Source organism: Methylocystis sp. JR02 (assembly GCF_030063565.1).
GTDB lineage: Bacteria > Pseudomonadota > Alphaproteobacteria > Rhizobiales > Beijerinckiaceae > Methylocystis > Methylocystis iwaonis.
This window is the reverse complement of record NZ_JASIRC010000001.1, coordinates 3,278,081-3,302,687: the sequence shown is the minus strand read 5'-3', so window position 1 is coordinate 3,302,687 and position 24,607 is coordinate 3,278,081. Positions and strand designations below refer to the sequence as shown.

The window sequence follows — 24,607 nt, the reverse complement described above, 5'->3', positions numbered from 1 at the left end:
TCGCAATGACGGCGTTACTCCCCCAAATGCCGCAACGCCGCCGCCGCCGCGAAGGGGCACAGCGCCAGCGCCACCAGCGTAATGGCGCAGAGGATCGAGAAGGGCGAATAGAAAGGCACCGTCCCGCCCGTCGCCGCCTCGCAGGCCGAGACGCCGAAGATCAGCACCGGAATCGTCAGCGGCAGCACCAGCAGCGCCATCAGCAGGCCGCCGCGCCGCACGGTGACCGTCGCCGCTGCGCCGATGGCGCCGATGAGAGTCAGCGCCGGGGTGCCGACGAGGAGCGTCGCCACCACGCCCACCAGCGCCATCGTCTCCTGTTGCAGCATCAGCCCCAGAAAGGGCGCGGCGATGATGAGCGGCAAGCCGGTCGCGGCCCAATGGGCGGCGCATTTCACCAGCACCGCCAGCTCCAGCGGCGTTTCGCCCAGATGCAGCAGATCGAGCGAGCCGTCCTCGGCGTCCGCCTGGAACAGCCGGTCGAAGGCGAGCAGGCTCGCGAGCAACGCCGCGATCCACAGGATCGCCGGGCCGATGCGAGCGAGGAGGTTCGGGTCCGGCCCCACGGCGAAGGGCACGATCGTCACGAGGGTGAGGAAGAACACCACCCCCATGGCGCCCGAGCCGCCGACGCGGCGGGCGATGCGCCATTCGCGCAGGAAGAGCGCGCCGATCGACGAGGTCATTTCGCGCCTCCCAAAGCCAGTTCGCCGGCTTCCTCGAGCCCCAGCGGCTCATGGGTCGCGGCGACGATGAGGCCGCCCTTGGCGCAGTGATCGCGCATGACGGCGGCGAATTTTTCCCGCGAGGCTCTGTCGAGCGCGGTGAGCGGCTCGTCGAGGAGCCACACCGGGCGGAACGCCACGAGGAGCCGCGCCAGCGCCGCGCGGCGTTTCTGTCCGGCCGAGAGCGCGCCGAAAGGGGCGCGCGAGGCGAATGAGAGGCCGACGACGGCAAGCGCCTCTGAGACCGTCCGGGCGCGCGGATCGGGCGCGGGGGAGAGATAGGCCGACCAGAATTCGAGGTTTTCGTCGAGGGAGAGCGCCGCCTTCATGCCGTCGGCATGCGCGAGATAATGCGCCTGTTGGGGCAGTTCCGCCTCTTCGCCGGCGCCCTCCAGCCGCATCTCGCCGGCGGCGCGCGGCAGAAGGCCCGCGAGGGTGCGCAGCAGGGTCGATTTCCCGGCGCCGTTGCGGCCGGTCACCACCAGCGCCTCGCCGCCCGAAAGAGCGAAGCTGACACCGGCCAGCACGGACCGGCCGCCGCGCGAGACGGCGAGATTTTCGACGCTCAGCCGGAGGGCCGAATGGACGTCTGCATGGGGGCGATGCGGGCTCTTTTCCATGAGCAAAGCCAATAGAGAAAGCCGCGCGCAAGCGCCATAGGCGCGCTCGCGCTTTCCTGCCCGCCTGCCCTGAGCGCAGGCGCACTGGCGCGAGGGCGAGGAGGGTGCTAAGGGACCCGATCAGCCTCCAGGCGCCCTAACGGCTCAGGGCGCCTTGATTCTTCGGGAAAAGCAAGCGCGCGCGGCCGCGCCCGGCCATTCAGGGACTGCGAATTCAGTGACGAAACACAGAAGCCTCCCCGACTATGCCTCGCGGAGATTCCGCTTCGCGGGCAACGCCCTGCTCGAGTTCAACAACCCCTTCTTCGCGCAGATCGACAAGCTCAAGGCGGACTTCGAAGCGCAGGGGACGCATTTCGTCAGCTTCGCGAATTACGACTATCTCGGCCTCGCCAATCACCCGCGCATCCGCGAGGAGGCCAAGCGCGAGGTCGACGGGCTCGGCGTCGGGGCGCTCGCCTCGCGTCTCGTGGGCGGCGAACGCACCACGCATAAGCAGTTCGAGGCGGAGATCGCCGAATTCATCGGCATGGAAAGCGCGCTGGCGCTCGTCTCCGGCTATCTCTCGAACGTCACCACCATTTCCTATCTGATGAACGGCAAGCGCGACGCGATCTTCATCGACGAGCTTGCCCATAACAGCATCGTCTATGGCGCGGATGGCGCGCCCGCCCATGTCGTCAAATTCCGCCACAACGACATGGACCATCTCGACCATCTGCTGGCGCGCCATCGCGAGGAATATCGCAATGTGCTCGTCGTCGTCGAAGGCGTCTACAGCATGGACGGCGACACCGCCGATCTGCCGCGCCTCTACGAGATCAAGGACAAGTATCAAATCTGGCTAATGGTCGACGAAGCCCATTCGCTCGGCGTTCTGGGCGACCATGGCCGCGGGCTTGCGGAGCATCAGGGCGTCGATCCGCAGCGCATCGACCTCATCATCGGCACGCTGTCCAAATCGCTCGCCTCCTGCGGCGGCTATATTTGCGCCAGGAAGGAAGTGATCGAGTGGTTCCGCTACACGCTGCCGGGCTTCGTTTATAGCGTCGGCTTCTCGCCGGTCGTTCTCGCGGCGGCGCGCACCGCCCTGCGGCTGATGCAGGAAGAGACCTGGCGCATCGGCAAGCTGGCGCAGAACGCCGAGCTTTTCCGCCAGGTCGCGCATGAAAACGGCTTCTCCACGGGCCCGGCGATCGGCCGCGGCGTGGTGCCGATCCTCTTCGAGAACGATCTCGAAACGATGTGGGCGGCGCGGCATCTGCTCGAAAAGGGCTATTACGTGCCGCCCGTCGTGCGAATCGGCGTGCCCAAGGACGGACCGCGCCTGCGCTTCTTCTTTTCGGCGAACCATACGGAGGCGGAAATCCGCGGCGTCATAAAGGCGCTGCGCGACATCCCGCCTGTGTCGGAGGAGGCGCAGCGCATCGTCGCCGCCGCCATGTCCGGCGCCGCCGCCTGATACGACAGCGCGGGCGCGTCATCATGACGCTTTCCGCGTTCCCCCGCAAAGGCTAAGGATTTTGTCCATGGCGCGAATCGAGATCGTACCGGTCGCTGGGCTCTCGACGTTCACGACTTTCTGCAAGCTTCCGCGCCTTCTCTACAAGGGCGCGCCGGGCTTCGCGCCGCCGCTCGACATCGAGCGCTGGACGCTCTTCGCCCATATGCTCAATCCGCATTACAAGCTGGTCGAGGATCAGAAATTCCTTGCTCGCCGCGACGGCGAATGGGTCGGCCGCATTGCCGCGCATGTCTATAAGGATGGGATCACGCCCGTCGCCGCGAGCCCCGCGCAGTTCGGCGCGCTCGACGCCGTCGATGATATCGAGGTGGTGCGCGCGCTGGTCGAAGCCGCGGAGGATTGGCTGAAGGCGAAAGGCGCGACGCGGATCAACGGCCCCTTCTCGCCGACGATCAACGGCGAAGTCGGCATGCTGATCGAGGGCTTCGAGTCGACGCCCATGTTCCTCACGCCCTGGCATCCGCCCTATCTCTCGCGCCATCTCGCGGCGCTCGGCTATGAGAAGGCCAAGGACCTCGTCTCCTATCGCATCGCCATCGATGAGACTTTCCTCAACGAAAAGCCCCTCATCTCGAACCGCAAGGAATGGCGAGACCGTTTGAAGCTCCGCCCGCTCGATCTCGACAATCTGAAGACGACCGAGACGGCGCTGATGGAGGAGCTCTTCAACGACGGCTGGCGGGACAACTGGGGCTTCGTGCCCTTCACCAAGGCTGAGTTCGATTCCACCGCCGACGCTTTGAAATATGTCATGCCGCCGGAATTCGGCATCATGGTCGAGCTCGACGGCGCGCCGGTGAGCTTCTTGGTCGCGCTCCCCAATCTCTTCGAGATCGTCTCCGACTTCGACGGCCGCTTGTTCCCCTTCGGCCTGCCGAAGCTGATCTCGCGCATGCGCAACCACAAGTTCAACACCGCGCGCATCGTGCTGCTCGGCACCCGCAAGGCGCTGCAAAACAGCGCGACGGGCGGCGCCATTCTGCTCTCCATGATCGAGGAGATGCGCCGCCGCGGCGCCAAGGCTTCTATCACCCATATGGAGGCTGGCTGGGTGCTCGAAGACAACATGGCGATGCGCAAGCCGATCGAAATGTTCGGCGGCAAGGTCGACAAGGTTCACCGCATTTATGAGAAGCGTATCGGTTGAGTTCAGGTCCGGGGTAATCGGGTGAATGACGGCATGGCGTCGTTAGTCCCAAATACCTCCCCTTTACGGGGAGGTCGGCGGCCAAAGGCCGCCGGGTGGGGTTCGCGCCGCAACGGCAGTGGTGGGGCTTTACCCCACCCGACCCCGCTTACGCGGGGCCACCCTCCCCGTAAAGGGGAGGGATAGGCTCACGCCGGCATCCACCCGTTGCTCCGCTTCCAACTGAAGGAAACGTGATCCATGAACGGCATTTCGGTCACCGCCCAGGGCGCCGACCGCTCGCATGTCGAGCGCCGCCGCCTCATCCTGGAAAAATATCCGCAGGTGCGCGAGCTATTCGGCAGAGACCCGGTGACCTTCAAGATCACGGCCGGCATCTTCGCCGGCCAATTCGTGATCGCGGCCGTGATGGGCTGGCTCGGACTCTCCTATTGGTGGCTCTCGCTGCTGCTGGCGATCTGCGTCGGCGCCTTCGCGAACCACGCGAATTTCGTCATCATCCACGATGCGATTCACAATTGCGTCTTCGAAGACCCGCTCGCCAATAAATGGACGGCGATCCTCGCCGATCTCCCCAACGGCTTCCCCACGGCGATGGGCTTCCGCTGCTATCACATCAAGCACCACTCGCATCTCTCGGCCTATGACTATGACGCCGATGTGCCGAGCCAGTGGGAAGTGGAGTGGGTCGGCAATAGCGCTTGGCGCAAGGCCGCCTGGCTTTTCGCCTTTCCCGCCATCCAGCTCGCACGCTTGTCGCGGCTGAAGGGCACCGTGCCGATCATGGGCAAATGGACCTATATCAATATCGCGGTCATCATCGCCTTCGATCTCTTCATGCTCTGGGCCTTCGGCCCCAACGCTTTGCTCTATCTCTTCCTGTCCTTCTGGTTTTCGGTTGGCGGGCTGCATCCGTTGAGCGCGCGCTGGCTGCAGGAGCATTTCGCCTTCGGGCCCGACCAAGGCACGTTCGATTATTATGGGCCGCTCAATAAGCTCGCGCTCAATATCGGCTATCACAACGAGCATCACGATTTTCACGAAATCCCATGGAACCGTTTGCCCGAGCTCACGGCCATGGCGCCGGAGTTCTACGACACGCTGCGCTGCCATCGTTCCTGGTTCGCGCTGCTCGTCACCTTCATCTTCGATCCGACCTATTCGCTCGGCACGCGGTCGGTAAATGTCACGCAAGCGGCGCAGCATATCGCTGCCCCGGCGGAGTAAAATCATGACGCAGGACACACGCACAGAAGCGCTGGACGCCTCGCCGCGCATTTTCGAGAACGACCTTCTCGATCGTTTCTCGCGCGTGCATCACCTCACGCCCGTGATCATCTACACGCCGATCATTCTGGGCCTGCTGTTCTACTCCTTGTCGCTGCAGGGCGCCGGGCTCGTTCTGCTCGGCCTCGTCATCGGCTATGTCGCCTGGACGCTGACCGAATATTTCGGCCACCGCTATCTCTTCCACACGGTGTTTCCGCTGCCCTTCGGCTTCGGACCGCGCTTCCAGTTCCTGATCCACGGCGTGCACCACATCTATCCGAGCGACCCGCTGCGGCTCGTGATGCCGCCGCTGCTCTCCGCGCCGATCATGCTCATCGCGCTGACGATCATCCGGCTGATCTTCGGCGCGACCTTCGCCTGGCCGGTGCTCGCAGGCTTCATGGCCGGCTATGTGGCCTATGACTGCGTGCATTACTGGACGCATCACGGCCAGCCGACCTCCGATCTCGGCAAATTGGTGAAACGTCTGCATATGCTCCACCATTTCCGCGACGCCGAGAAGGGTTTCGGCGTGCATGCCATCTGGTGGGACTATGTCTTCGGCACGGCCTATCAGAAGGGCGAGACGCCCGGCACAAAGGCCGTTTGAGCCTTTAAAATAACGCGCTCAGGGGCGTGTCATTCCCGGCGGGCTGAAAGCCCGACGGGGAATCCAGAGCCAAAGTAGCGCTTTTGTGGGTCAGCGGCCCCGATTTTGCTTTTCGCTGCCGGAAACGGATCCGGCATGAAAACCTTTCTCGATTGGTCGGCTTACGACACCTACGGCATTGGCGACGCCTATTCGGGCATTCCGGCCACGGGCGGCAATTACGCCAAGGCTGTCGCTGTGTGCATGCACAGCCGCGATTGTCAGAAAGCCGGCAAGGGCGTTATGTGCCCGAGCTACCGCATCACCGGCGACCCCAAACATTCCACCGAAGCGCGCGTCGCGGCCTTCAAGGCCGCCCTCAACGACCCCGCCAACGCGCGCGCCTTCGCCGATCCCCGCCTCGCGGAAGCGATGGATCTGTGCGTCTCCTGCAAGGCCTGCAAGAAGGAATGCCCCAGCGCCGTCGATATGACGCTGATCAAGACGGAATATCTCGCTCAGCGCCATGCGCTCACCGGGGTTCCGATCCGCACGCGGCTCTTCGGCGGCGTGCCGGAATGGACCGGCCGCCATCGCGCCGTGCTGGGCCTCGCCATCCGCCTGCGCAATCGTTTCTCGGCGCTCGCCAAATTTGCGGAAAGACGGCTCGGTATCACGGCGCGCCGCCCGCTTCCGGAGCTGGCCGCAAAACCCTTCGCTCCCGCCAAAGAGACAAGCGCAGGCGCGCGCGGCGAGGTCATTCTTTTCGTCGACACTTTCTGCCACCATTTCGACCCCGAGATCGCCGAGGCCGCCGTCGCCGTTTTGGAACGCGCCGGCTACAGCGTGCGCTTCGCCAAGCCCGCGCCGACTGACGCCGAGCCCAACCGGCCGCTCTGCTGCGGGCGCACCTATCTCACCACCGGCATGGCGGATAAGGCGAAGGGCGAAGCCAGCCGCGTTCTTGCCGCCTTCCGAGACGCGATCGCCGCCAAGACGCCGATCATCGGGCTGGAGCCGTCCTGCCTTCTGTCGCTACGCGACGAGCTTTACAGCCTGGGGCTCGGTCCCGAGGTCGGCGATCTCGGCAAGCAGCTTTTCCTCTTCGAGGAGTTTCTGGCGCGCGAGCATCAAAACAACGGCCTGCGCCTGGAGCTGAAACCGCTGGATTTGCCCAAGGCGCTGCTGCACGGCCATTGCCACCAGAAGGCCTTCGGCGTGATGAAGGCGACGCGCAAGGTTTTGAGCTGGATACCGGGCTTTTCCTTCGAGGTGATCGATTCGAGCTGCTGCGGAATGGCGGGAAGCTTCGGCCTGGAGGCCGAGCATTACGACGCCTCTATGGCGATGGCCGAACAGTCCCTGCTGCCGGCGGTGCGCGCCGCGTCGGAAGACACGCCGCTGATCGCCAACGGCTTCTCCTGCCGTCACCAGATCGAGCACGGCAGCGGCCGGAAAGCGCGGCACATCGCGCTGATGCTGCGCGACGCGCTCGCGTGAGGCGCGTGGAACATCGGGCGGGATGTCATTCCCGACGCTTCGCGTAAGCGAAGCGATCGGGAATCCAGAGCCAAGATAGCGGAGGTTGCCCTGGATTCCAGATCGGGCCTTCGGCCCGTCTGGAATGACACGGCCCCGGCCCGAGCGACTACTCCTGCCCCGTCCGCTTGAACCACTCGTCTTCCGTAATCACCTCGATGCCGAGTTCCTGCGCCTTCGCGAGCTTCGAGCCAGCGCCGGGCCCCGCGACCACGAGGTCGGTTTTCTTGGACACGGACGCCGCGACCTTCGCGCCGAAGCGCTCGGCCTGCGCCTTCGCTTCGTCGCGGGTGAGGCGCTCCAGCGAGCCGGTGAAGACGACCGTCTTGCCGGCGACAGGCGAAGATGACGCGACCTGCGGCATCGGCTCGATCGTCACCTGCTCGAGCAGGGCGTCGAGCTCCTTCTCATTATGCGGCTCGGCGAAGAAGTCGTGCAGAGCTTCGGCGACCACCGGGCCGATTCCGTCGATGCAATCGATGCGGGCGCGCGCCTCCGTGCCCGGCACAGCGTCGCGCGCCGTCTCGCGCAGAGAGTCAAAATCGCCGAAGTGCCTTGCAAGACGGCGCGCGTTGGTTTCGCCGACATGGCGGATGCCCAGCGCATAGAGGAAGCGATTGATGGGGATGACCCGCCGCGCCTCGATGGCGGCGAAGAGGTTGCGCACTGAGGTCTCGCCGAAGCCTTCGCGATTCTTGATCCTCGTGAGGCTCTTTCGATCGCGCTCTTCGAGCGTGAAAATATCCGAGGGCGTTTTGATGAGCCCTTCGGCGAAGAAATATTCGATCTGCTTATCGCCGAGCCCCTCGATGTCGAAGGCGTTGCGCGAGGCGAAATGCTTGAGGCGCTCGACCGCCTGCGCTGGGCAGACGAGCGAGCCCGTGCAGCGGCGCACGACATCCGCCTCGCCGGTCTTTTCGTCGATCTCGCGCAGCGCCGCCGAGCCGCAGCGCGGGCAGACTTGTGGGAATTCGTAAGGCTTCGCGCCATGCGGGCGTTTTTCCGGGATGACTTCCACGATCTGCGGAATGACGTCGCCGGCGCGCTGCACGATGACCGTGTCGCCGATGCGAATGTCCTTGCGGGCGATCTCGTCTTCATTGTGGAGCGTGGCGTTCGAGACGACGACGCCGCCGACCGTCACCGGCTCCAGCCGCGCGACGGGCGTCAGCGCGCCGGTGCGGCCCACATTTATCTCGATGTCGCGAAGGATGGTCGTGGCGCGCTCGGCGGGGAATTTATGCGCCACCGCCCAGCGCGGGGCGCGAGAGACGAAGCCGAGCCGCTCCTGCAGCGCAATGTCGCCGACTTTGTAGACGACCCCGTCGATGTCATAGCCGAGCATCGCGCGATCGGCTTCGATCGCATGATAATGCGCCACCATCTCCTCGACGCTTTCGCAGAGCCTGGTGCGCGGATTGATCTTCAACCCATAGGCGTTGAAGGCTTGCAGCACGCCCCATTGCGTTCGGGCCGGCAAGGCGCTCACCTCGCCCCAGCCGTAAGCGAAGAAATGCAGCGGCCGTTCGGCGGTGATCCGCGAATCGAGCTGACGCAGCGAGCCGGCCGCCGCATTGCGCGGATTGGCGAAGATTTGCTTGCCCGCCGCTGTCTGGCGCTCGTTCAGCGCCGCAAAGGCCGCATGGGTCATATAGACTTCGCCGCGCACCTCCAGCACCTCCGGCGCGCCGTCATGCAGGCGCTGCGGCACTTCCTTCAAGGTGCGGATATTGGCGGTGACGTCCTCGCCCTCATAACCGTCGCCGCGCGTCGCCGCCTGCACGAGATGGCCGCGCTCGTAACGCAGCGAGCAGGAGAGGCCGTCGATTTTCGGCTCCGCTGTGCAGGCGATGGGCGAGACGTCTGAGAGGCCGAGAAAGCGGCGCACGCGCGCGACAAAGTCGCGGACTTCCTCATCCGAAAAGACGTTGCCGAGCGAGAGCATCGGCACCGCGTGCTTTACTTTGGCGAATTTTTCGCTGGGCTTCGCGCCGACTTTTTTTGTCAGCGACTCCTCTGAGACGAGTTCGGGGAAGGCTTTTTCGAGCGCCTCGTAGCGGCGGCGCGCCGCATCATAGTCGGCGTCGGGAACGAGCGGCGCGTCTTCCTGATAATAAGCGCGGTCATAGCGGGCGATGTCTTCGCCGAGACTCGTGTGTTCGGCGCGCGCCTGCGCGAGCGATAGCTCTTCGACGGGCAAGGAATGAGAGGCGGCGGACTTTTTCGTCATATCGCAAAGGTGGCCTACAGCCGTCATTGCGAGGAGGCGAAGCGGTCTAGAGCAGCGGGCGCGGCTCTGGATTGCTTCGCCTCGCTCGCTATGACGGGAGAATACGAAGCGGCGCAACCTACCGCGTTCGGGGCGGCGGCGCGAGGGGCTCTGCCGCGAGAGCAAAGCAACGCCGTTAGCCACAAATACCTCCCCTTTACGGGGAGGTCGGCGGCCGAAGGCCGCCGGGTGGGGTTCAAGCCGCAATGACTCTGGTGGGGCTTTACCCCACCCGACCCCGCTTACGCGGGGCCACCCTCCCCGTAAAGGGGAGGGATGAGCTCACGCCCGGCGTTTCGCCCGCTGCTGCCTCTTCATGGCGCAGCCGCCATCTCCAGCGCCTGATCCAAGCGGTCGCCGCCCCAAAACAGTTCGTCCTTCACGAAGAAGCTGGGCGCGCCGAAAACGCCGCGGCGGATGGCTTCGTCGGTGTTCGCCCTCAGCCGGACCTTTATGTCGTCGTCAGTCCCGCGCCGAAGCAGCTCTTCCGCGTCGAGGGAAAGATCGCGCAGGACTTCTTCGAGGACTGCAGGGTCGCTTATGTCGCGATCCAGCGCGAAATTCGCGTGATAAACCGCCCGAGCGAAGGGGGCCAGATGATCCGTCCCTTCGAGAGCGGCCGCCACGCGCGCCGCCAAAAGACCACTGCGCGGGAAAACGCTCGGCGGTCGCCAGGCGATCCCCTTTCTCTCGCAGAGCCGCTCCATGTCGCGCCACATATAGGCGCCCTTGGCGGGATAGAGATTAAAAGGCGAGTCCGACCAGCCCTGGCCGGCAAAAATCGGCCCGAGCAGGAACGGCCGCCAAACGACATCGACGTCGACGGCCTTGGCTTTTTCCTCGATTTCCTCCGCCGCGAGGTAGGAATAAGTGCTCGCGAATTCGAACCAGAATTCCAGTCTGCGCGCCACGGGCCTCTCCGAAGTTACGCCGCCTCCGGCGCCGCGCCCACGAGGCGGCGGGCTTCCTGCGCGCTGATCGGGCGACCAAAAGCGTAGCCCTGCGCATAGCCGCAGCCAAGCTGATAAAGCTCGATGGCGTCGGCCTCGGTCTCCGCGCCCTCGGCGACGACGTCCATGCCAAGATCATGCGCCAAAGCGACGATCGAGCGCAGGATGACGGGCCGCGCGCCCTTGCCGCTCTGTTTGACGAAGGAGCGGTCGATCTTGATCGTATCGAAGGGAAAGCGCTGCAGATAAGAGAGCGACGAATAGCCCGTGCCGAAATCGTCGAGCGACAGCCCTGCCCCCAACTCCTTGATGCGCGCCAGCATTTGCGCGGCATATTCGGGGTTCTCCATCACCAGGCTTTCGGTGAGCTCCAGCTTGAGGCTCCCCTTCACGATGTCGTGATGCATCAGCACGCTTTTGACGTCGCGCAAGAGATCATGACGCAGAAGCTGGCGCGAGGAGACGTTCACCGAAGCAAAGATCGGCGGATCGACCGCGAGCGCGCGTTGCCAGGCGGCAAGCTCGCGCGCCGTGCGCTCCAAAGCGAGCAGGCCCATGTCGATGATGAGCCCGGTCTGCTCGGCGATCGGGATGAACTGGCCGGGCTCCAGACGGCCGAGGCGCGGATGGTCCCAGCGCAGCAGCGCCTCGAAACCGGCGATGGTGCGGTCTTCCAGCCGCACGATCGGCTGGAAGAAGACCTTCACCTCGCCGCGCTCCAAGGCGCGGCGCATATCGGCCTCGAGCGTCAGACGGTCGGAGCGTTGCGCGCGCATCGAGGGGCGGAAGACCTCGATGCGATTGCCGCCGGTGCGCTTGGCGTGGCGCATGGCGATCTCGGCGTCCTCCAGCATGTCGTCGGCGCCGGGGTGGATCTGCTGGTCATAGAGCGCGATGCCGATGGAGGCGAACAGCGCGATCTCGCGATCCGTGAAACGCACCGGCGTCGCCAGCGAGCGGCGCACCGAGTCCGCGAGGGTGATCACGTGGTCGGCGTGCGTCTCGGAGGCGAGGATGATCGCGAAGGCGTCGCCATGCAGCCGCGCCAGCGTGTCCTGCGGCTGCAGCAGGCGCGTCAGGCGATGCGCGACGGTGAGCAGGATGCTGTCGCCCATGGCGATGCCAACCTGCTCGTTGATCTGCTTGAAGCGGTCGATGTCGATGACGAGCACCGTCGGGCGCACGTCCTTCTCCATGCGCGCAAACACCAGCGCCGCTTCGAGACGGTCGAAGAACAGCTCGCGATTGGGCAGGCCCGTCAGATTGTCGTGCACCGCGTCGTGCAGCAGGCGCTCCTGGGCGTTGCGCTCATCGGTGACGTCGGTCAGCGTGCCGACGACGCGAATGACTTCGCCGTCCGGCCCGACCACGGGCCGCGCCCGCAGCCGGTAGGCGAGATAATGGCCGTCGGCGCCGCGCAGGCGGAACTCCTGATTGATGCGCCCGCGGCGCTGCTCCAGCAGCGCGTCGAGGCAGGCGCGGTAGCGGTCCTGCTCGAAGGGATGCAAAAGGTCGAGCCAGGAGGAGGCGGCGCCCTCCAGACCGCCTCGGTCGAGGCCGAGCGCGGCCTCCGCCTCGGGGCTGACGTAAATATGGTCGGACGGCACGTCCCAGTCGAAGACGATTTCATTGGCCCCGGTCATCGCCAGCGCCTTGCGCTCGACGTCGCTGATCGCGCCATGGGAGAGTCCGCCTGTCGCAAAGGCGTTTTGCATCACCGTAAAGCCGATGAGCATGACGATGAGCACCAGGCCGCCGACAAGCGCGGGCGACACCAGATCGTTCGTCATCCAGCCCGCGACCGCGAAGCCCGCCGTCGCCACCCAGACGACGAGCAGGAACCAGGTGGGGATCAGCATGATCGCGCGGTCGAAGCCGTGCGAGGCGAGGTAAAGCACCAGCACGAAGCCGACGACGGCGACCGTCGCCAGAGAAATGCGCGCGACGCCCGCCGCGACGGGAGCGTCGAAGACGGCGAGCCCGGCGAGATCGAGCAGAATCAGCAGCCACAACGCCGCGACATGCCAGGCGCGCACATGCCAGCGATTGAGATTGAGATAGGCGAACAGAAAGACAACCAGGGTCGCCGACAGCACGGTCTCGGCGCCGGCGCGCCAGATGCGGTCGGCATTGGCGTCGGAGCCGAAAATCTTGTCCCAGAAGCCGAAGTCGATGCAGACATAGGCCAGCACCGCCCAGGCGAGCGCAGCCGCCGCCGGGAAGATGACCGCGCCCTTCACCACGAAGACAATGGTGAGGAAAAGCGCCAGCAGGCCGGCGATGCCGATGACGATGCCCTTGTAGAGCGTCAGGCTCGTCACCTTGTCCTTATAGGCGTCGGGCTCCCACAAATAGAGCTGCGGCAGGTTGGGCGTGCGCAGCTCCGCCACATAAGTGACGGTCGTGCCCGGATCGAGCGTCAGGCGGAAGACGTCGGCGTCGGCGGACTCTTCGGCCTCGGGCGGAAAGCCCTGGCTCGCGGTGATCGCGGAAATGCGCGTCGAGCCGAGATCGGGCCAGATGACGCCGGAGCCCTGCAGGCGAAAATGCGGCGCAACAATCAGCCGCTCGATCTGCTCGTCCGTGTCATTGGTGAGGGCGAAGACGATCCAGTTGGGGCGGCTGCCGGCCTCCCTGGCGCCGACTTCGATGCGGCGCACAATGCCATCCGAGCCCGGCGCGGTGGAAACTTGCAGGCGGTCGCTTTGCGAGTAATGCTTTTCCACCACATGAGTGAGATCGATCGCCCGCGCCCCCTGCGGCACGCGCACCGATTCGACTGAAAACGCGGCGGTCGTCGAGACCAGAAACCCAAAGAGGGCGATCAGAATCGTTTGAAGACGCACATTCTTTTCTCGGCTGTGGAGCCTGTCGCTCGAAGGGGCGGTTCGCTATTCCTGGATCGCGGCCATGGCGAGACGATTGCGCGGCCGAAACTTGCAACGCGCCGCCATCCCGCCTACTGGAAGCCAGAATATCGGACGCAACGCCACTCCGTCCCGGGCGAAGCCGGCGCCGCGCCGGGCGGCTTTCGAAACGAAAAGCCCGCAAAATCAGTAGAGCCTTCGGCTCTCATCCGCAAGTCGATTCAAGCTTGCCGAAAATGCGGTATGGTCTTTGCGAGGGAAATTCGGCTGCGCTTGCGGACGGCGGAAGCCGTAATATACGCTCGAGGATGTCAGCAGCGCGGCGCGCGCGGATTTCCGACAAAGGTGAACGGCAGTTTTTCGCGACGCCCCGGCCGCGGGCGGCGCGCTGTGGATAGGAATGGAACGGATGCGTAGCGCCCTTGGCGGCCCCCGCCTTTTGCTGCGCCGGCTGCGCGAGATCAGCGCGGAGCCGGTGAGCGCGCAGACGCGTCTCGATAAAATCGTTGTGCAGATTGCCGCGAATATGGTCGCCGAGGTCTGCTCGGTCTATGTGCTGCGGGCCGACCAGCGGCTGGAGCTCTACGCCACCGAAGGCTTGAACCGCGAGGCGGTCCACCAGACGACCATGCATGCCGGCGAGGGCCTCGTCGGCCTCATTGCCCGCAGCGCCGAGCCGCTCGCCCTCTCGGAGGCGCAAGACCACCCCGCCTTCGCCTATAAGCCGGAGACGGGCGAAGAAGCCTATCACTCCTTCCTCGGCGTGCCGATCCTGCGCGGCGGATCGACGCTCGGCGTCCTCGTCGTCCAGAACAAGGTCCGCCGGGTCTATTCCGAGGAAGAGGTCGAGGCGCTCCAGACGACCGCGATGCTGCTCGCGGAGCTGATCGCCTCGGGCGAGCTGCAGGCGATCCAGGATCCGCGCGACCTCGCGCTCTACCGGCCGGCTTCGCTGCGGGGCGCGCCCATGTGCGAGGGCGTCGGGCTCGGCCATGTGCTGCTGCACGAGCCGCGCGTCGTCGTGAAGCAGCTCGTCGCGGAAGACCTGTCGCGCGAATTGGGCCGGCTGGAGCAGGCGGTCGACGCCATGCGCGTCTCGATCGACGAGCTCGTCGCCCATGGCGACCGCATGGGCGCGGGCGAACATCGCGACGTATTAGAGACCGTCCGCATGGTCGCCTATGACCAGGGCTGGGTGCGCCGCCTGCGCGAGGCGGTGAAATCCGGCCTGACGGCGGAAGCGGCGGTGGAGCGCGTGCAAAACGACGCGCGCGCCCGCATGCAACGCCAGACCGATCCCTATCTGCGCGACCGGCTGCACGATCTCGACGACATCGCCAACCGCCTGCTGCACCAGTTGACCGGCCAGGGCTATGTGGCCGACCGGGAGAGCGTGCCCGAGAACGCCATCATCGTCGCCCGCACCATGGGTCCGGCCGCGCTGCTCGACTACGACCGGGCGCGGCTGCGCGGCCTCGTCTTGGAGGAAGGCGGGCCGTCGAGCCATGTCGCCATCGTGGCGCGCGCGCTCGGCGTCGCGACCGTCGGCCTCGTGCGGGGGGTCATCGACCTCGTCGAGACGGGCGATCCGATCATCGTCGACGGCTCGACGGGCGAGGTGCATGTGCGTCCGCAGCCCGACGTGCAGAACGCCTACGCCGAAAAGGCGCGGCTGCGCGCCCGGCGCCAGGAACAGTACGCCACGCTGCGCGACGTGCCGGCGATCAGCAAGGACGGCGTCGAGATCGCGCTGCATATGAACGCCGGCCTCGCCATCGACGTGCCGCATGTGCACGACACGGGCGCGCAATCGATCGGGCTGTTCCGCACGGAATTGCAGTTCATGCTCGCCTCGCGCTTTCCGCGCATGGACGAGCAGTATCGCTTTTATAAAGGCGTGCTCGACGCCGTGCCGAACCGGCCGGTGACGTTCCGCACGCTCGACATCGGCTCCGACAAGATCCTTCCCTATATGGCGACGATCGAAGAGGAGAATCCGGCGCTCGGCTGGCGCGCCATCCGCATCGGCCTCGACCGGCCGGGCCTCTTGCGCATGCAGATTCGCGCCATGCTGAAAGCCGGCGCGGGACGCGAATTGCGCATCATGTTCCCGATGATCGCCAACGTCTCCGAGTTCGAGGCGGCGCGAGCCATTGCGCTGCGCGAGTTGGAGCATTTGCGCCGGCATCGCTATCCCGAGCCGAGCGTGCTCAAGCTCGGCGCCATGGTGGAAGTGCCCTCGCTCCTCTGGGAGCTCGATCTCATCGCCGCGCGCGCGGATTTTCTCTCGGTCGGCTCCAATGATCTCGTGCAGTATATGTACGCCGCCGACCGCGACAATACGCGTGTCTCCAAGCGCTACGACAATCTCTCGACGCCGGTGCTGCGCGCGCTGGAGCGCGTCGCCGACGCCGGCCGGCGCGCCGGAACGCCGGTGACGCTGTGCGGCGAGATGGGCGGACGACCGCTCGAGGCGCTCGCTTTGATCGCCATCGGCTATCGCTCGCTGTCCATGGCGCCGGCGTCCATCGGCCCGGTAAAGTCGATGATCCTCAACCTCGATATCGACGAAGCGCAGGTCTTTCTCGCGACCCTGCTCGCCTCGGACGACGGCGCGCCCTCCGTGCGCGAGAGGCTGCGCGAATATGCCGTCGCGCGCGGTGTGCCGCTGTAGCGACGCGCCCGGCCTTTTCCTCGCTGTTTCCCTCTCGCTCCGAAATTCTCGATGTTCGCACAAGACAAGCTCGATCTCATTCTGCGCCGCTATGAGGAGATCGGCGAAAAGCTTTCCAGCGGCGCCGACGGACAGGCCTTTGTCGCGCTCTCGCGCGAGCGCGCGACGCTCGACGAGGTGGTCGAGGCGATCCGCGCCTATCGCGCCGCCGAACGCGAGGCGAATGATCTCGCCGCCATGCTCGCGGATGCTTCGCTCGACGCCGACGTGCGCGCGCTCGCCGAGGCGGAAGTGGATGATGCGCGCGAGAGGCTCGCCGACGCTGAGAAAACGCTGCAATTCGCCTTGCTGCCGAAGGACGAAGCCGACGAAAAGGGCGTCATTCTCGAAGTGCGCGCCGGCACGGGCGGCGACGAGGCGGCGCTGTTCGCCGGCGATCTCTTCCGCGCCTATCAGAAATACGCCGCGCTGAAAGGCTGGCGCGTGGAACTGATTTCCGAGAGCCCCGGCGCGCTCGGCGGCTTCAAGGAAATCGTCGCCGAGATCACGGGGCGCGGCGTCTATGGAAGGCTGAAATTCGAATCCGGCGTGCACCGCGTGCAGCGCGTGCCGGAGACGGAAACGCAGGGCCGCATTCACACCTCCGCCGCGACGGTCGCGGTTCTGCCGCAGGCGGAGGAGGTCGATCTCGACATAGACGAGAAGGATTTGCAGATCGACACAATGCGCGCGCAAGGCGCCGGCGGCCAGCACGTCAACAAGACGGAATCCGCCATTCGCATCACGCATATTCCGTCCGGCATCGTCGTGATGATGCAGGAGGAGCGTTCGCAACACCGCAACAGGGCGAAGGCGATGAACGTGCTGCGCTCGCGCCTTTACGACGCCGAGCGGCAGCGGCTCGACAAGGAACGCTCGGACGACCGCAAGGCGCAAGTCGGCTCCGGCGACCGCTCGGAGCGCATCCGCACCTATAATTTTCCGCAAGGCCGCGTCACCGACCATCGCATCAATCTGACACTCTACAAGCTGGATCGGGTGATGGAGGGCGAGTTCGACGAGATCTTCGACGCGCTGACGACGGACCATCAGCAAAAGCTGCTGGCGCAAAGCGAGGCGTGACATCCCGGACCGCGCGCCTTCAGGCTCGCTCAGACCGCTGACAAAGGGCTGGCGGCATTTCCGTTTGAACCGCTCGCTCAGCGCCCGTCATTGCGAGCGAAGCGAAGCAATCCAGGGCAGCGATGCGGCCCTGGATTGCTTCGTCGCTTTCGCTCCTCGCGATGACGGCGGTGATTCGCAGGCTTCTCAGCATCAGGGGCTTCTGCCACTTAAGCCAAACACTTAGGCCTCATCCTGAGGAGCGAGCGAAGCTCGCGTCTCGAAGGACGAGGCCGCCTCAGAGGTTTATCGACAAACTGTGTGAGCCTCGGGGCTCGCTAAACAATGCGAGCCTGAAGGCTCGCGGTCCGGTTATCATGTGCGAGGACGCACGGCGCCCAGGCGTGACGCCGCCTAATCTCTCTTCATTCGCAGCGAGACTGCGAAAAACAAAGAGGAGAGCGTCATGTTCAAGTCGAAGAAATCCCTCGTCGCCGCGATCGCCGCCACCGTCGTCGCCGGCTCCATCGCCAGCGCCACGCCGGCTTCGGCCTATTACTGGCATCATCACCACGGCTATGGTTGGGGCCCCTATGCGGCGGGTGCGGCCGGCGCGGTTGCTCTTGGCCTCGTCGCCGGCGCGATTGCGGAGAGCGATAGCTGCTATTACGAGAGCCGCCCGGTTTATCGTCACGGCTATTTCGTCGGCTACCGTCAGGTCCCGGTGTGCTGAGTATGACGAGAACGAAAAGGGCCGGCCCGGCGCCGGCCCAGTTTATTGCGATCACCAACCGTCGAAGATCGTGCCCATCTCGGTGAAGCGCGTCGGATCGTTCCTGCGAAAATCCAGTTGCTCGAGAAAATAATTGTCATTGGCGTGCGCGTTCGGCTGCAGATTGCCGGTGGCCGGATCGCCTGCTCCCTCGTTGAGCCAGTCCAGATTCGACGTCAGCTCCTTGGGCAGCGGAATCGGAAAGTCGTCGCTCTCGGCGGCCGGCGGCGGCGCGGGCGCCCGCTTATGTGATTTCGCCAGCGCGTCCCCAGACAAGAACATGCTGGCCAAAGCAAAACAAAGTGACAAGGCGAAAGCGCGACGCATAGGCGAACTCCAAAAAAGATCTGCGGAGCGTCACCCTAGCGCGCGTCCCGCTCGCACGGAATTATGCGAGCGGCAGGAATTCACGCCATCCTTTACGGAATGACAACTAGTGCCGGAAGTGGCGCACGCCGGTGAAGACCATGGCGATGCCCTTCTCGTCGGCCGCGGCGATGACATCCTTGTCATTGACCGAGCCGCCCGGCTGAATGGCCGCCGTCGCGCCCGCCGCCACCGCCGCGAGCAACCCGTCCGGGAACGGAAAGAAAGCGTCCGACGCGACGACCGCGCCTGTCGCGAGGCTCTCGGCGAGCCCGGCCGCCTGCGCCGCTTCGCCCGCCTTATGCGCGGCGATGCGCGAGCTGTCGACGCGCGACATCTGCCCCGCGCCAATGCCGACCGTGGCGAGATCGCGCGCATAGACGATCGCGTTGGACTTCACATGCTTCACGACGCGATAGGCGAATTTCAGATTGGCCAGCTCCGCCTCGCTCGGCGCGCGCTTGGTGACGACCTTCAAATCCATATCGTCGACGACCGCATTGTCGCGCGACTGCGCGAGGAAACCGCCGGCGACGCTGCGGAAGGCGAGGCCGCGCGCGCGGGGATCGGGCAATCCGCCCGTCAGCAGCAGCCGCAAATTCTTCTTCGCCGCGACGATCTCGATCGCCTCCTGCTCGGCGTCGGGGGCGATGATCACTTCGGTGAAAATCTTCACGATCTCGCGCGCCGCCTGCGCATCGAGCTTGCGGTTCAGGGCGACAATGCCGCCATAGGCCGAGGTCGGATCGCAGCGCAGCGCCTTCACATAGGCCTCTTCGAGCGACGCGCCCTCGGCGACGCCGCAAGGGTTGGCGTGCTTGACGATGACGACGGCGGCCGTGCGCGCGGGATCGAATTCCGCGACGCATTCGAAGGCGGCGTCGGTATCGTTGATATTATTGTAGGAGAGCTTCTTGCCCTGCGCCTGTTTCGCGGTGGCGACGCCGGGCCGCGCCTCGCCCGTGACATAAAAGCCCGCCGATTGATGCGGATTTTCGCCATAGCGCATGGGCTCGGAGAGCTTGCCGCCGAAGGCGCGCACCGGCGGCGACGCCTCGCCGAGTTCTTGCGCCAGCCAGTTGGAGATCGCCGCGTCATAGGCGGCCGTGCGGGCGAAGGCTTTTTGCGCCAGACGCCGGCGCGTGGCGCGTGTCGTCGCGCCTTGCGTCGCCGTCAACTCTTCCACCATGGCGGCATAGTCGGCGGGGTCTACCACCACGGCGACATCGTCATGGTTCTTCGAGGCCGCGCGGATCATCGCCGGCCCGCCGATGTCGATATTCTCGACGCATTCCTCGAAAGGCGCGCCTTTGGCGAGCGTCGCCTCGAAGGGATAGAGATTGACGACAAGCAGGTCGATCGGGCGGATGTCATGCGCAAGCATCGCCGCCTCATGCTCGGGGTTTTCGCGGATCGCGAGCAGCCCGCCATGGACCTTGGGATGCAGCGTCTTGAGGCGCCCGTCCATCATTTCGGGAAAATGCGTGAGGTCGGAAATATCCTTCACCGCAAGCCCGGCGTCGGCCAGCGCCTTGCGCGTGCCGCCGGTGGAGACAAGCTCCACCCCATGGCCCGCGAGGGCGCGCGCGAATTCGACAAGGCCCGTCTTGTCCGAGACGGAGAGAAGCGCGCGCGCAACTTTACGCTGATCGACCGGCATGGGATGGATGTCCTTCCTGAAGGCAATTTACGCCGCGCTTATCACACATCCTCAGGTGGTGAAACCTTGGACCGCGCCCCTCGGACCGCGAGCCTTCAGGCTCGCTTGAATTTGCGCGCCTGAAGGCGCGCGGTCCAGATTCAGGCTCGCTGGAAGGACCAGCTCACCTCCGCGCCGGGCGCGGCCTTTCCGCGCAGAACGATCTGGGCGCATTTGCGCACGCCGCCGGGCGAGGCGAAAAATATGCTTTCCTCGATCGCCGGAAAGGCGCCATCGGATTCGAAAATGAGCGTCTCGCCGCTGGCGAGCTGCAATTCGATCGCCTCCGAAAGCTCCACCGCGCGCACGCGCGGGTGGAGGTGAAAACGGATGGCGAATTCCTGCTCGCCCGGCCCGGCGGCGCCGGCCTCGACGCCGAGCAGCCGATCCCTGCCCGCCAGCGTCGCTCCATCGGCCGAGAGGATCAACTCGCGCTCATGGATGAAGCCGAATGATTTGGCGTAACCGTCATGGGTCAGCGAAAGCGCCGTCGCCGCCTGCGCGTCGGTGCGCTCGACCGTGACATTGCGCGGCCCGTCGAACAGCCGGCCAGCGCGCCAGCGTCCGGAATCCTTGCTGGCGATGCGGGCGGAGGAGCGGTCGTCGACGACGAGGGTGGAATGGGCGGCGGTGGCGCGCGCCAAATCGCGCAAATCCTCATGAGGCGCCGACGACGCGCCGCAATTCACCACGACTCTTTCCGTGCCTAAAGAATATTCGAAGGACAGGCAGCCCGCATGGGCGGCGAGCGAAAACTCGGGCGGCGGGGCGGCGCCGGCGTCGACCAGAACGACCGCATCCGCCGCTTCGAGCCGCTGATAACCCGCATAGGGCGCCTTCAGCGGCGCCGCGCCGCGCGTGTCCTCATTGGCGAGCACGCTCGCGACGCGGTCGAGCTCCGTCGCCCCCATGCCGTTGAAGAGCGCGAGCGAACCGTCGCCATGCTGCAGCATGCGCAAGGTCGGCATCATGCGGTCTATGGCGCGCAGCATGGCGGGCGGCGTTTGCAGCCCGCGGGCCGCGAGCACCTGGCGCAGCGGCAGAAGATCGAGCAGCAGATCGACCGCGACCTGCGGATTGCGGCTGATATGGCCGCCGTCGCCCAAAATCTGGCGCTCGAGCTCGGCGGAGAGCGCATGCGACACCTGCGGCGCGATCTTGCGGCCGGTGTCGGCGCAGACGGCAAACTCGGCGAGCGCAATGGCGCAGAGCGCGCGATCCGCGCCCTGGGCCTGGCCGGTCGCGAGCGCGCGCCACAGCAGCCGCGCGCTTTGCGCGAGCGAGAGCATGAAGGCGTCGTAGAATTCCGCCTCCGCCCCCTCGAGCAGCACGGGCGACTGCGCCAGGAAGGAGAGAAGCCGGCGCGCCGCCACCGCCGGCTCCAGCGCCGGATCATCGGGGGAGAGCTTTTTGATCGCCAGGAATTCGCCGACGAGCGCGCGCGCGTTCTCCTGCGCCAGCGTCTTGTCGGCGGCGCGCAAATGCCTCAACCAGGAGAAACCCGCCAGCGCGCGGCGCCAGGCGGGCGACGGCGGCATCAGTGCGAAGGGCGATTCGCCGTAACTTTGCAGCGTCTTGCCGGCGAAGGAAAAATAGCCCGCGTAGATTTCATCGGCGACCGTCGGATCGGCCGTGCGAATGTCGGGCGGCGCGATGCGCAGCCGCTCGGGCGGCGCGATCGCCATCGACTTGACGATATGAAAGGGGGTCGCAGCGGTGCGCGCGACAGCGTTCGCCGCCGCCAAAACGCCAGCCAGCCGCATCCGATCCCAAGAGCCGCCGTCCAGGTCGCATCCTCCAATTCGCCGGCGCGCCTGACATGGCGCGTAAGCTTGACCGGCAAACTGCCCGCTCCACGGCTAAGAGAGAAGCGCGCGCAACGGTTTATACACTATTTTCCGAGACTCGGCCGGATGCATTTGCGCTTTCTCGCGCCAAGCCCGCGCCTCGTCATCGCGAGGAGCGTAAGCGACGAAGCAATCCAGGGCAGCTATCGCGGCTCTGGATTGCTTCGCTTCGCTCGCAATGACGGGCTCTGAGTAAAGCCAGTGTTTTTGTGGCTCTGGACTCCCGGTCGGGCTCGCAGCCCGCCAGGAATGACAATCCCCAACGCGGGCTATTCGCGCCAAAGCCATCAATTGTTGGCAGCCGCCGCTTTTCGCGCGCGACCGGAAATGGCAATGTCCGGCGCGCTCAAGCCTTGTAGGAGAAACTGAATGCCGCTTTACACGCTCGACGGCGTCGCGCCGCGCCTGCCCGCCGAGGGACATTATTTCGTTGCGCCCGGCGCGCATCTCATCGGCCGCGTCGAGCTGCAGGAAGACGCCAATGTCTGGTTCAATTGCGTGCTGCGCGGCGACAATGAGTGGATCACGATCGGCGCCCGCACCAATATCCAGGACAACAGCATTCTCCACACCGATATGGGCTTTCCGCTGACGATCGGCGCCGACTGCACCATCGGCCATAATGTGGTCCTGCATGGCTGCACGATCGGCGACGCCAGCCTCATCGGCATGGGCGCGACGATCCTCAATGGCGCCAAGATCGGGAAAAATTGCCTTGTCGGCGCCAATGCGCTGGTGACGGAGGGCAAAGAATTCCCGGATAATTCGCTGATCGTCGGCGCGCCCGCCAAGGTCATTCGGGTTCTCGACGGCGACTCGCGCGAGAAGCTCCTCGAGTCCGCCAAGCACTATGTCGAGAACGGCCAGCGCTTTGCGAAAGGGCTCGTCGAAATCGTCCCTTGAGCTTTACTTCGCCACATACATCGGCGCGCTCGTCGGCGCGCCGACCGCGACCCAGACGTTCTGATTTTCCTGAGACTGGCGCTTGACGAAGCGATAGGGCGTCTTCGCCCAGGGCGCGACCTCATCGGCGAGATTATCGAGCACGAAATCGCCGCGGCTGGTGCGCACCAAGAGCACCGAATGGCCGTCGCCATGCTCGTCCTTCACCACCGAAAGCAGCAACGCGCCGCGCGGAAATCCGGCGCGGATCAGCAGGCGGCGCTTCATCAGCGCATAATCTTCGCAGTCGCCTTTGCCATCCTCGGGATAGTCCCAGGCGTCGGGAACGCCCGCGTGCTGGGGATCGGAAACCGGCTCGATCTGGTTATTCACCAGCGCATTGACGCTTTCGATCTTGCGGAAGGCGCCCGCCGTCAGCTCGATGTTCTGCGCCGGTCGGGCCGCGTCGTCGCATTCGCCGCTATAGCGCTGGCAAAAGTCGAACCATCCGAAGGGGACGCTCGTCTCCGGACCGAGCGGCGAAAAGCTCGACATCGGCAGGCGGGCGCCGGCTTGCGCGGAGAGCGAGACGCTCCACGCCACAAAGGCGAGAGCAAAACCCTGCAGGATGCGACGAGCGGCACACATCTTAACGCAACCCTAAGCGCCAATTGATCGTTAAGGAATTTTTAACAGTTACGGCGGCTTTGCCAAGATCGGCGTTAAGAAGACCTTAACTTATGGTTTACGCGCGCGAAGACCGCGCGCCGCCGCCAAATGGCGCAAGGGGGATTCGAGTGCTATTCATAGAGGCGCCGCCAAAAGGAGCCTCGCCATGCCCAAGCAATTTCAAAGCAGGCTATTCGCCTTGGCGATTCCCATCGCGGTCTGCTTATCGACGGGCCAGGCCGCGCGCGCCCAGCAGGCGATCAACCCCACCGTTCTGGCGCCCTCGTCGGGAAACGCCCTGCCTCACGGGACCATGGAGACGGCCCCGTCCAATACGCGGGCGGACGGCCAGCCGACCATCGTGCGTCCGCACCCCGACGCGAAGTGGCAGACGGCGATTCCCGCCCACCGCCGCCATCGGCACGTCAAACCGTTCCGCGGCGAGTGACGCCTCACGGGCCGTTCGACACATAGGCCGGCGCGGCTGTCGGCGCGCCGATCGCGACCCAGATATTCGGGTCCTGCTGCGATTGACGCTTGACGAAACGATAGGGCGCCTTGGTCCAAGGCCGCACCTGATCGGTGAGATTGTCGAGAATATATTCGCCGTGATTCGTGCGGACGGTCAGCACCGAATGGCCGTCGCCGTTCTTCTCTTTGACGACGGTCAGAAGCAGCGCTCCCCTCGGAAAGCCTTCCTCGATCAGCATGCGGCGCTTCAACAGCGCATAATCTTCGCAATCGCCCTTGCCGTCGGTCGGATAGTCCCAGGCGTCGATGACGCCCCAATGCTCGCTATCCGCGATGGGAGCGACGTGCTTGTTCACCCAGAGATTGATGCGGGTGATTTTGTTGAAGTTGGACGCGTTGAGGTCGATGTCCTGAGGGATTTGGTAATCGGCCTGGCATTCGCCGCGATAGCGCTGACAGAAATCGACCCAGCCGTAGGGGATGCTGGTCTCCGGGCCAAGCGTCGCGAAGCTCGACACATCCGGCCCGGCAAAGCTCGTCGCCGCGACAGGCATAAGCGCCGCCCCAGCCATTCCGAGCGCCAAAACCGATTTGCCGATAAACCCGAACATTTCCCGTCTCCTGTA

General features: G+C 65.1%; 20 protein-coding genes. 10 read left to right on the top strand and 10 right to left on the bottom strand.

Annotated elements, in window-relative coordinates; all coding sequences use genetic code 11:
• Nucleotides 1-14: 14 nt before the first annotated feature.
• Complete coding sequence (gene ccmB / locus QNA11_RS15705; RefSeq protein WP_283483748.1) at nt 15-686, bottom strand: heme exporter protein CcmB; 672 nt, start codon at nt 684-686, stop codon at nt 15-17.
• Complete coding sequence (gene ccmA, locus QNA11_RS15700; protein ID WP_283483747.1) at nt 683-1,345, bottom strand: heme ABC exporter ATP-binding protein CcmA; 663 nt, start codon at nt 1,343-1,345, stop codon at nt 683-685. The genes ccmB and ccmA overlap by 4 nt, the downstream gene beginning before the upstream one ends.
• Nucleotides 1,346-1,562: 217 nt before the next feature.
• Between ccmA and QNA11_RS15695 the strand changes: the two genes are divergently transcribed.
• The 5 genes from QNA11_RS15695 (at nt 1,563) to QNA11_RS15675 (ending at nt 7,375) form a co-directional block, all read left to right on the top strand.
• Nucleotides 1,563-2,807 (top strand): aminotransferase class I/II-fold pyridoxal phosphate-dependent enzyme, encoded by a 1,245-nt coding sequence (locus QNA11_RS15695; RefSeq protein ID WP_283483746.1) that lies wholly within the window; start codon nt 1,563-1,565, stop codon nt 2,805-2,807.
• A gap of 67 nt (nt 2,808-2,874) precedes the next feature.
• Nucleotides 2,875-4,017, top strand: coding sequence for a hypothetical protein (locus tag QNA11_RS15690; protein WP_283483745.1), 1,143 nt, complete (start codon nt 2,875-2,877; stop codon nt 4,015-4,017).
• Nucleotides 4,018-4,257: 240 nt separating this feature from the next.
• Nucleotides 4,258-5,244 carry a fatty acid desaturase gene (locus QNA11_RS15685; RefSeq protein ID WP_283483744.1) on the top strand — a complete coding sequence of 329 codons (987 nt, stop codon included), beginning with the start codon at nt 4,258-4,260 and terminating at the stop codon, nt 5,242-5,244.
• Between the two features lie 4 nt (nt 5,245-5,248).
• Nucleotides 5,249-5,896 carry a sterol desaturase family protein gene (locus tag QNA11_RS15680; protein WP_202071177.1) on the top strand — a complete coding sequence of 216 codons (648 nt, stop codon included), beginning with the start codon at nt 5,249-5,251 and terminating at the stop codon, nt 5,894-5,896.
• A gap of 135 nt (nt 5,897-6,031) precedes the next feature.
• Nucleotides 6,032-7,375, top strand: coding sequence for a (Fe-S)-binding protein (locus QNA11_RS15675; RefSeq protein WP_283483743.1), 1,344 nt, complete (start codon nt 6,032-6,034; stop codon nt 7,373-7,375).
• 148 nt (nt 7,376-7,523) lie between these two features.
• Here the strand turns inward: QNA11_RS15675 and ligA are convergent, their stop codons facing one another.
• From ligA to QNA11_RS15660, 3 genes are all read right to left on the bottom strand, one after another.
• Entirely contained in the window at nt 7,524-9,644 is a 2,121-nt protein-coding gene (gene ligA / locus QNA11_RS15670) for an NAD-dependent DNA ligase LigA (RefSeq protein WP_283483742.1), read from the bottom strand.
• Nucleotides 9,645-9,997: 353 nt separating this feature from the next.
• Nucleotides 9,998-10,594: a 2-hydroxychromene-2-carboxylate isomerase gene (locus QNA11_RS15665; protein ID WP_283483741.1), complete on the bottom strand. Its 597-nt coding sequence runs from the start codon at nt 10,592-10,594 to the stop codon at nt 9,998-10,000.
• 14 nt (nt 10,595-10,608) lie between these two features.
• Nucleotides 10,609-13,479 carry an EAL domain-containing protein gene (locus QNA11_RS15660; protein ID WP_202071173.1) on the bottom strand — a complete coding sequence of 957 codons (2,871 nt, stop codon included), beginning with the start codon at nt 13,477-13,479 and terminating at the stop codon, nt 10,609-10,611.
• A 430-nt stretch (nt 13,480-13,909) separates the two neighbouring features.
• Here QNA11_RS15660 and ptsP point away from each other — a divergent pair, with 430 nt between their 5' ends.
• The 3 genes from ptsP (at nt 13,910) to QNA11_RS15645 (ending at nt 18,008) form a co-directional block, all read left to right on the top strand.
• On the top strand, nt 13,910-16,174 hold the full coding sequence (ptsP, locus tag QNA11_RS15655; RefSeq protein WP_283483740.1) for a phosphoenolpyruvate--protein phosphotransferase: 2,265 nt from the start codon (nt 13,910-13,912) through the stop codon (nt 16,172-16,174).
• 51 nt (nt 16,175-16,225) lie between these two features.
• Nucleotides 16,226-17,296: a peptide chain release factor 1 gene (gene prfA / locus QNA11_RS15650; protein ID WP_283483739.1), complete on the top strand. Its 1,071-nt coding sequence runs from the start codon at nt 16,226-16,228 to the stop codon at nt 17,294-17,296.
• Between the two features lie 445 nt (nt 17,297-17,741).
• A complete protein-coding gene (locus QNA11_RS15645) occupies nt 17,742-18,008 on the top strand; it encodes a hypothetical protein (protein ID WP_202071170.1) in 267 nt (88 codons plus the stop codon).
• Between the two features lie 51 nt (nt 18,009-18,059).
• Here the strand turns inward: QNA11_RS15645 and QNA11_RS15640 are convergent, their stop codons facing one another.
• The 3 genes from QNA11_RS15640 to QNA11_RS15630 form a co-directional block, all read right to left on the bottom strand.
• A complete protein-coding gene (locus QNA11_RS15640; RefSeq protein WP_283483738.1) occupies nt 18,060-18,374 on the bottom strand; it encodes a cellulose-binding protein in 315 nt (104 codons plus the stop codon).
• Between the two features lie 106 nt (nt 18,375-18,480).
• Nucleotides 18,481-20,073: a bifunctional phosphoribosylaminoimidazolecarboxamide formyltransferase/IMP cyclohydrolase gene (purH, locus tag QNA11_RS15635; protein ID WP_283483737.1), complete on the bottom strand. Its 1,593-nt coding sequence runs from the start codon at nt 20,071-20,073 to the stop codon at nt 18,481-18,483.
• Between the two features lie 140 nt (nt 20,074-20,213).
• A complete protein-coding gene (locus QNA11_RS15630; protein WP_283483736.1) occupies nt 20,214-21,875 on the bottom strand; it encodes a heparinase II/III family protein in 1,662 nt (553 codons plus the stop codon).
• 453 nt (nt 21,876-22,328) lie between these two features.
• Here QNA11_RS15630 and QNA11_RS15625 point away from each other — a divergent pair, with 453 nt between their 5' ends.
• Entirely contained in the window at nt 22,329-22,862 is a 534-nt protein-coding gene (locus QNA11_RS15625; RefSeq protein ID WP_283483735.1) for a gamma carbonic anhydrase family protein, read from the top strand.
• Between the two features lie 3 nt (nt 22,863-22,865).
• On the opposite strand, the gene QNA11_RS15620 is transcribed toward QNA11_RS15625, so the two are convergent.
• Nucleotides 22,866-23,489, bottom strand: a complete 624-nt coding sequence (locus tag QNA11_RS15620; RefSeq protein WP_283483734.1) for a transglutaminase-like cysteine peptidase — start codon at nt 23,487-23,489, stop codon at nt 22,866-22,868.
• Between the two features lie 187 nt (nt 23,490-23,676).
• Between QNA11_RS15620 and QNA11_RS15615 the strand changes: the two genes are divergently transcribed.
• On the top strand, nt 23,677-23,958 hold the full coding sequence (locus QNA11_RS15615) for a hypothetical protein (protein WP_283483733.1): 282 nt from the start codon (nt 23,677-23,679) through the stop codon (nt 23,956-23,958).
• A 4-nt stretch (nt 23,959-23,962) separates the two neighbouring features.
• Here the strand turns inward: QNA11_RS15615 and QNA11_RS15610 are convergent, their stop codons facing one another.
• Nucleotides 23,963-24,592 (bottom strand): transglutaminase-like cysteine peptidase, encoded by a 630-nt coding sequence (locus QNA11_RS15610; RefSeq protein ID WP_202071163.1) that lies wholly within the window; start codon nt 24,590-24,592, stop codon nt 23,963-23,965.
• Between the last annotated feature and the right edge of the window lie 15 nt (nt 24,593-24,607).

What these genes read in the sequence shown, in the direction of transcription:
- ptsP (WP_283483740.1), top strand. Translation starts at nt 13,910, where the DNA reads ATGCGTAGCGCCCTTGGCGGCCCCCGCCTTTTGCTGCGCCGGCTGCGC.
- QNA11_RS15610 (WP_202071163.1), bottom strand. Translation starts at nt 24,592, where the DNA reads ATGTTCGGGTTTATCGGCAAATCGGTTTTGGCGCTCGGAATGGCTGGG.
- QNA11_RS15685 (WP_283483744.1), top strand. Translation starts at nt 4,258, where the DNA reads ATGAACGGCATTTCGGTCACCGCCCAGGGCGCCGACCGCTCGCATGTC.
- ligA (WP_283483742.1), bottom strand. Translation starts at nt 9,644, where the DNA reads ATGACGAAAAAGTCCGCCGCCTCTCATTCCTTGCCCGTCGAAGAGCTA.
- ccmA (WP_283483747.1), bottom strand. Translation starts at nt 1,345, where the DNA reads ATGGAAAAGAGCCCGCATCGCCCCCATGCAGACGTCCATTCGGCCCTC.
- purH (WP_283483737.1), bottom strand. Translation starts at nt 20,073, where the DNA reads ATGCCGGTCGATCAGCGTAAAGTTGCGCGCGCGCTTCTCTCCGTCTCG.
- QNA11_RS15675 (WP_283483743.1), top strand. Translation starts at nt 6,032, where the DNA reads ATGAAAACCTTTCTCGATTGGTCGGCTTACGACACCTACGGCATTGGC.
- ccmB (WP_283483748.1), bottom strand. Translation starts at nt 686, where the DNA reads ATGACCTCGTCGATCGGCGCGCTCTTCCTGCGCGAATGGCGCATCGCC.
- QNA11_RS15625 (WP_283483735.1), top strand. Translation starts at nt 22,329, where the DNA reads ATGCCGCTTTACACGCTCGACGGCGTCGCGCCGCGCCTGCCCGCCGAG.
- QNA11_RS15640 (WP_283483738.1), bottom strand. Translation starts at nt 18,374, where the DNA reads ATGCGTCGCGCTTTCGCCTTGTCACTTTGTTTTGCTTTGGCCAGCATG.
- QNA11_RS15630 (WP_283483736.1), bottom strand. Translation starts at nt 21,875, where the DNA reads ATGCGGCTGGCTGGCGTTTTGGCGGCGGCGAACGCTGTCGCGCGCACC.
- QNA11_RS15645 (WP_202071170.1), top strand. Translation starts at nt 17,742, where the DNA reads ATGTTCAAGTCGAAGAAATCCCTCGTCGCCGCGATCGCCGCCACCGTC.
- QNA11_RS15620 (WP_283483734.1), bottom strand. Translation starts at nt 23,489, where the DNA reads ATGTGTGCCGCTCGTCGCATCCTGCAGGGTTTTGCTCTCGCCTTTGTG.
- prfA (WP_283483739.1), top strand. Translation starts at nt 16,226, where the DNA reads ATGTTCGCACAAGACAAGCTCGATCTCATTCTGCGCCGCTATGAGGAG.
- QNA11_RS15615 (WP_283483733.1), top strand. Translation starts at nt 23,677, where the DNA reads ATGCCCAAGCAATTTCAAAGCAGGCTATTCGCCTTGGCGATTCCCATC.
- QNA11_RS15680 (WP_202071177.1), top strand. Translation starts at nt 5,249, where the DNA reads ATGACGCAGGACACACGCACAGAAGCGCTGGACGCCTCGCCGCGCATT.
- QNA11_RS15690 (WP_283483745.1), top strand. Translation starts at nt 2,875, where the DNA reads ATGGCGCGAATCGAGATCGTACCGGTCGCTGGGCTCTCGACGTTCACG.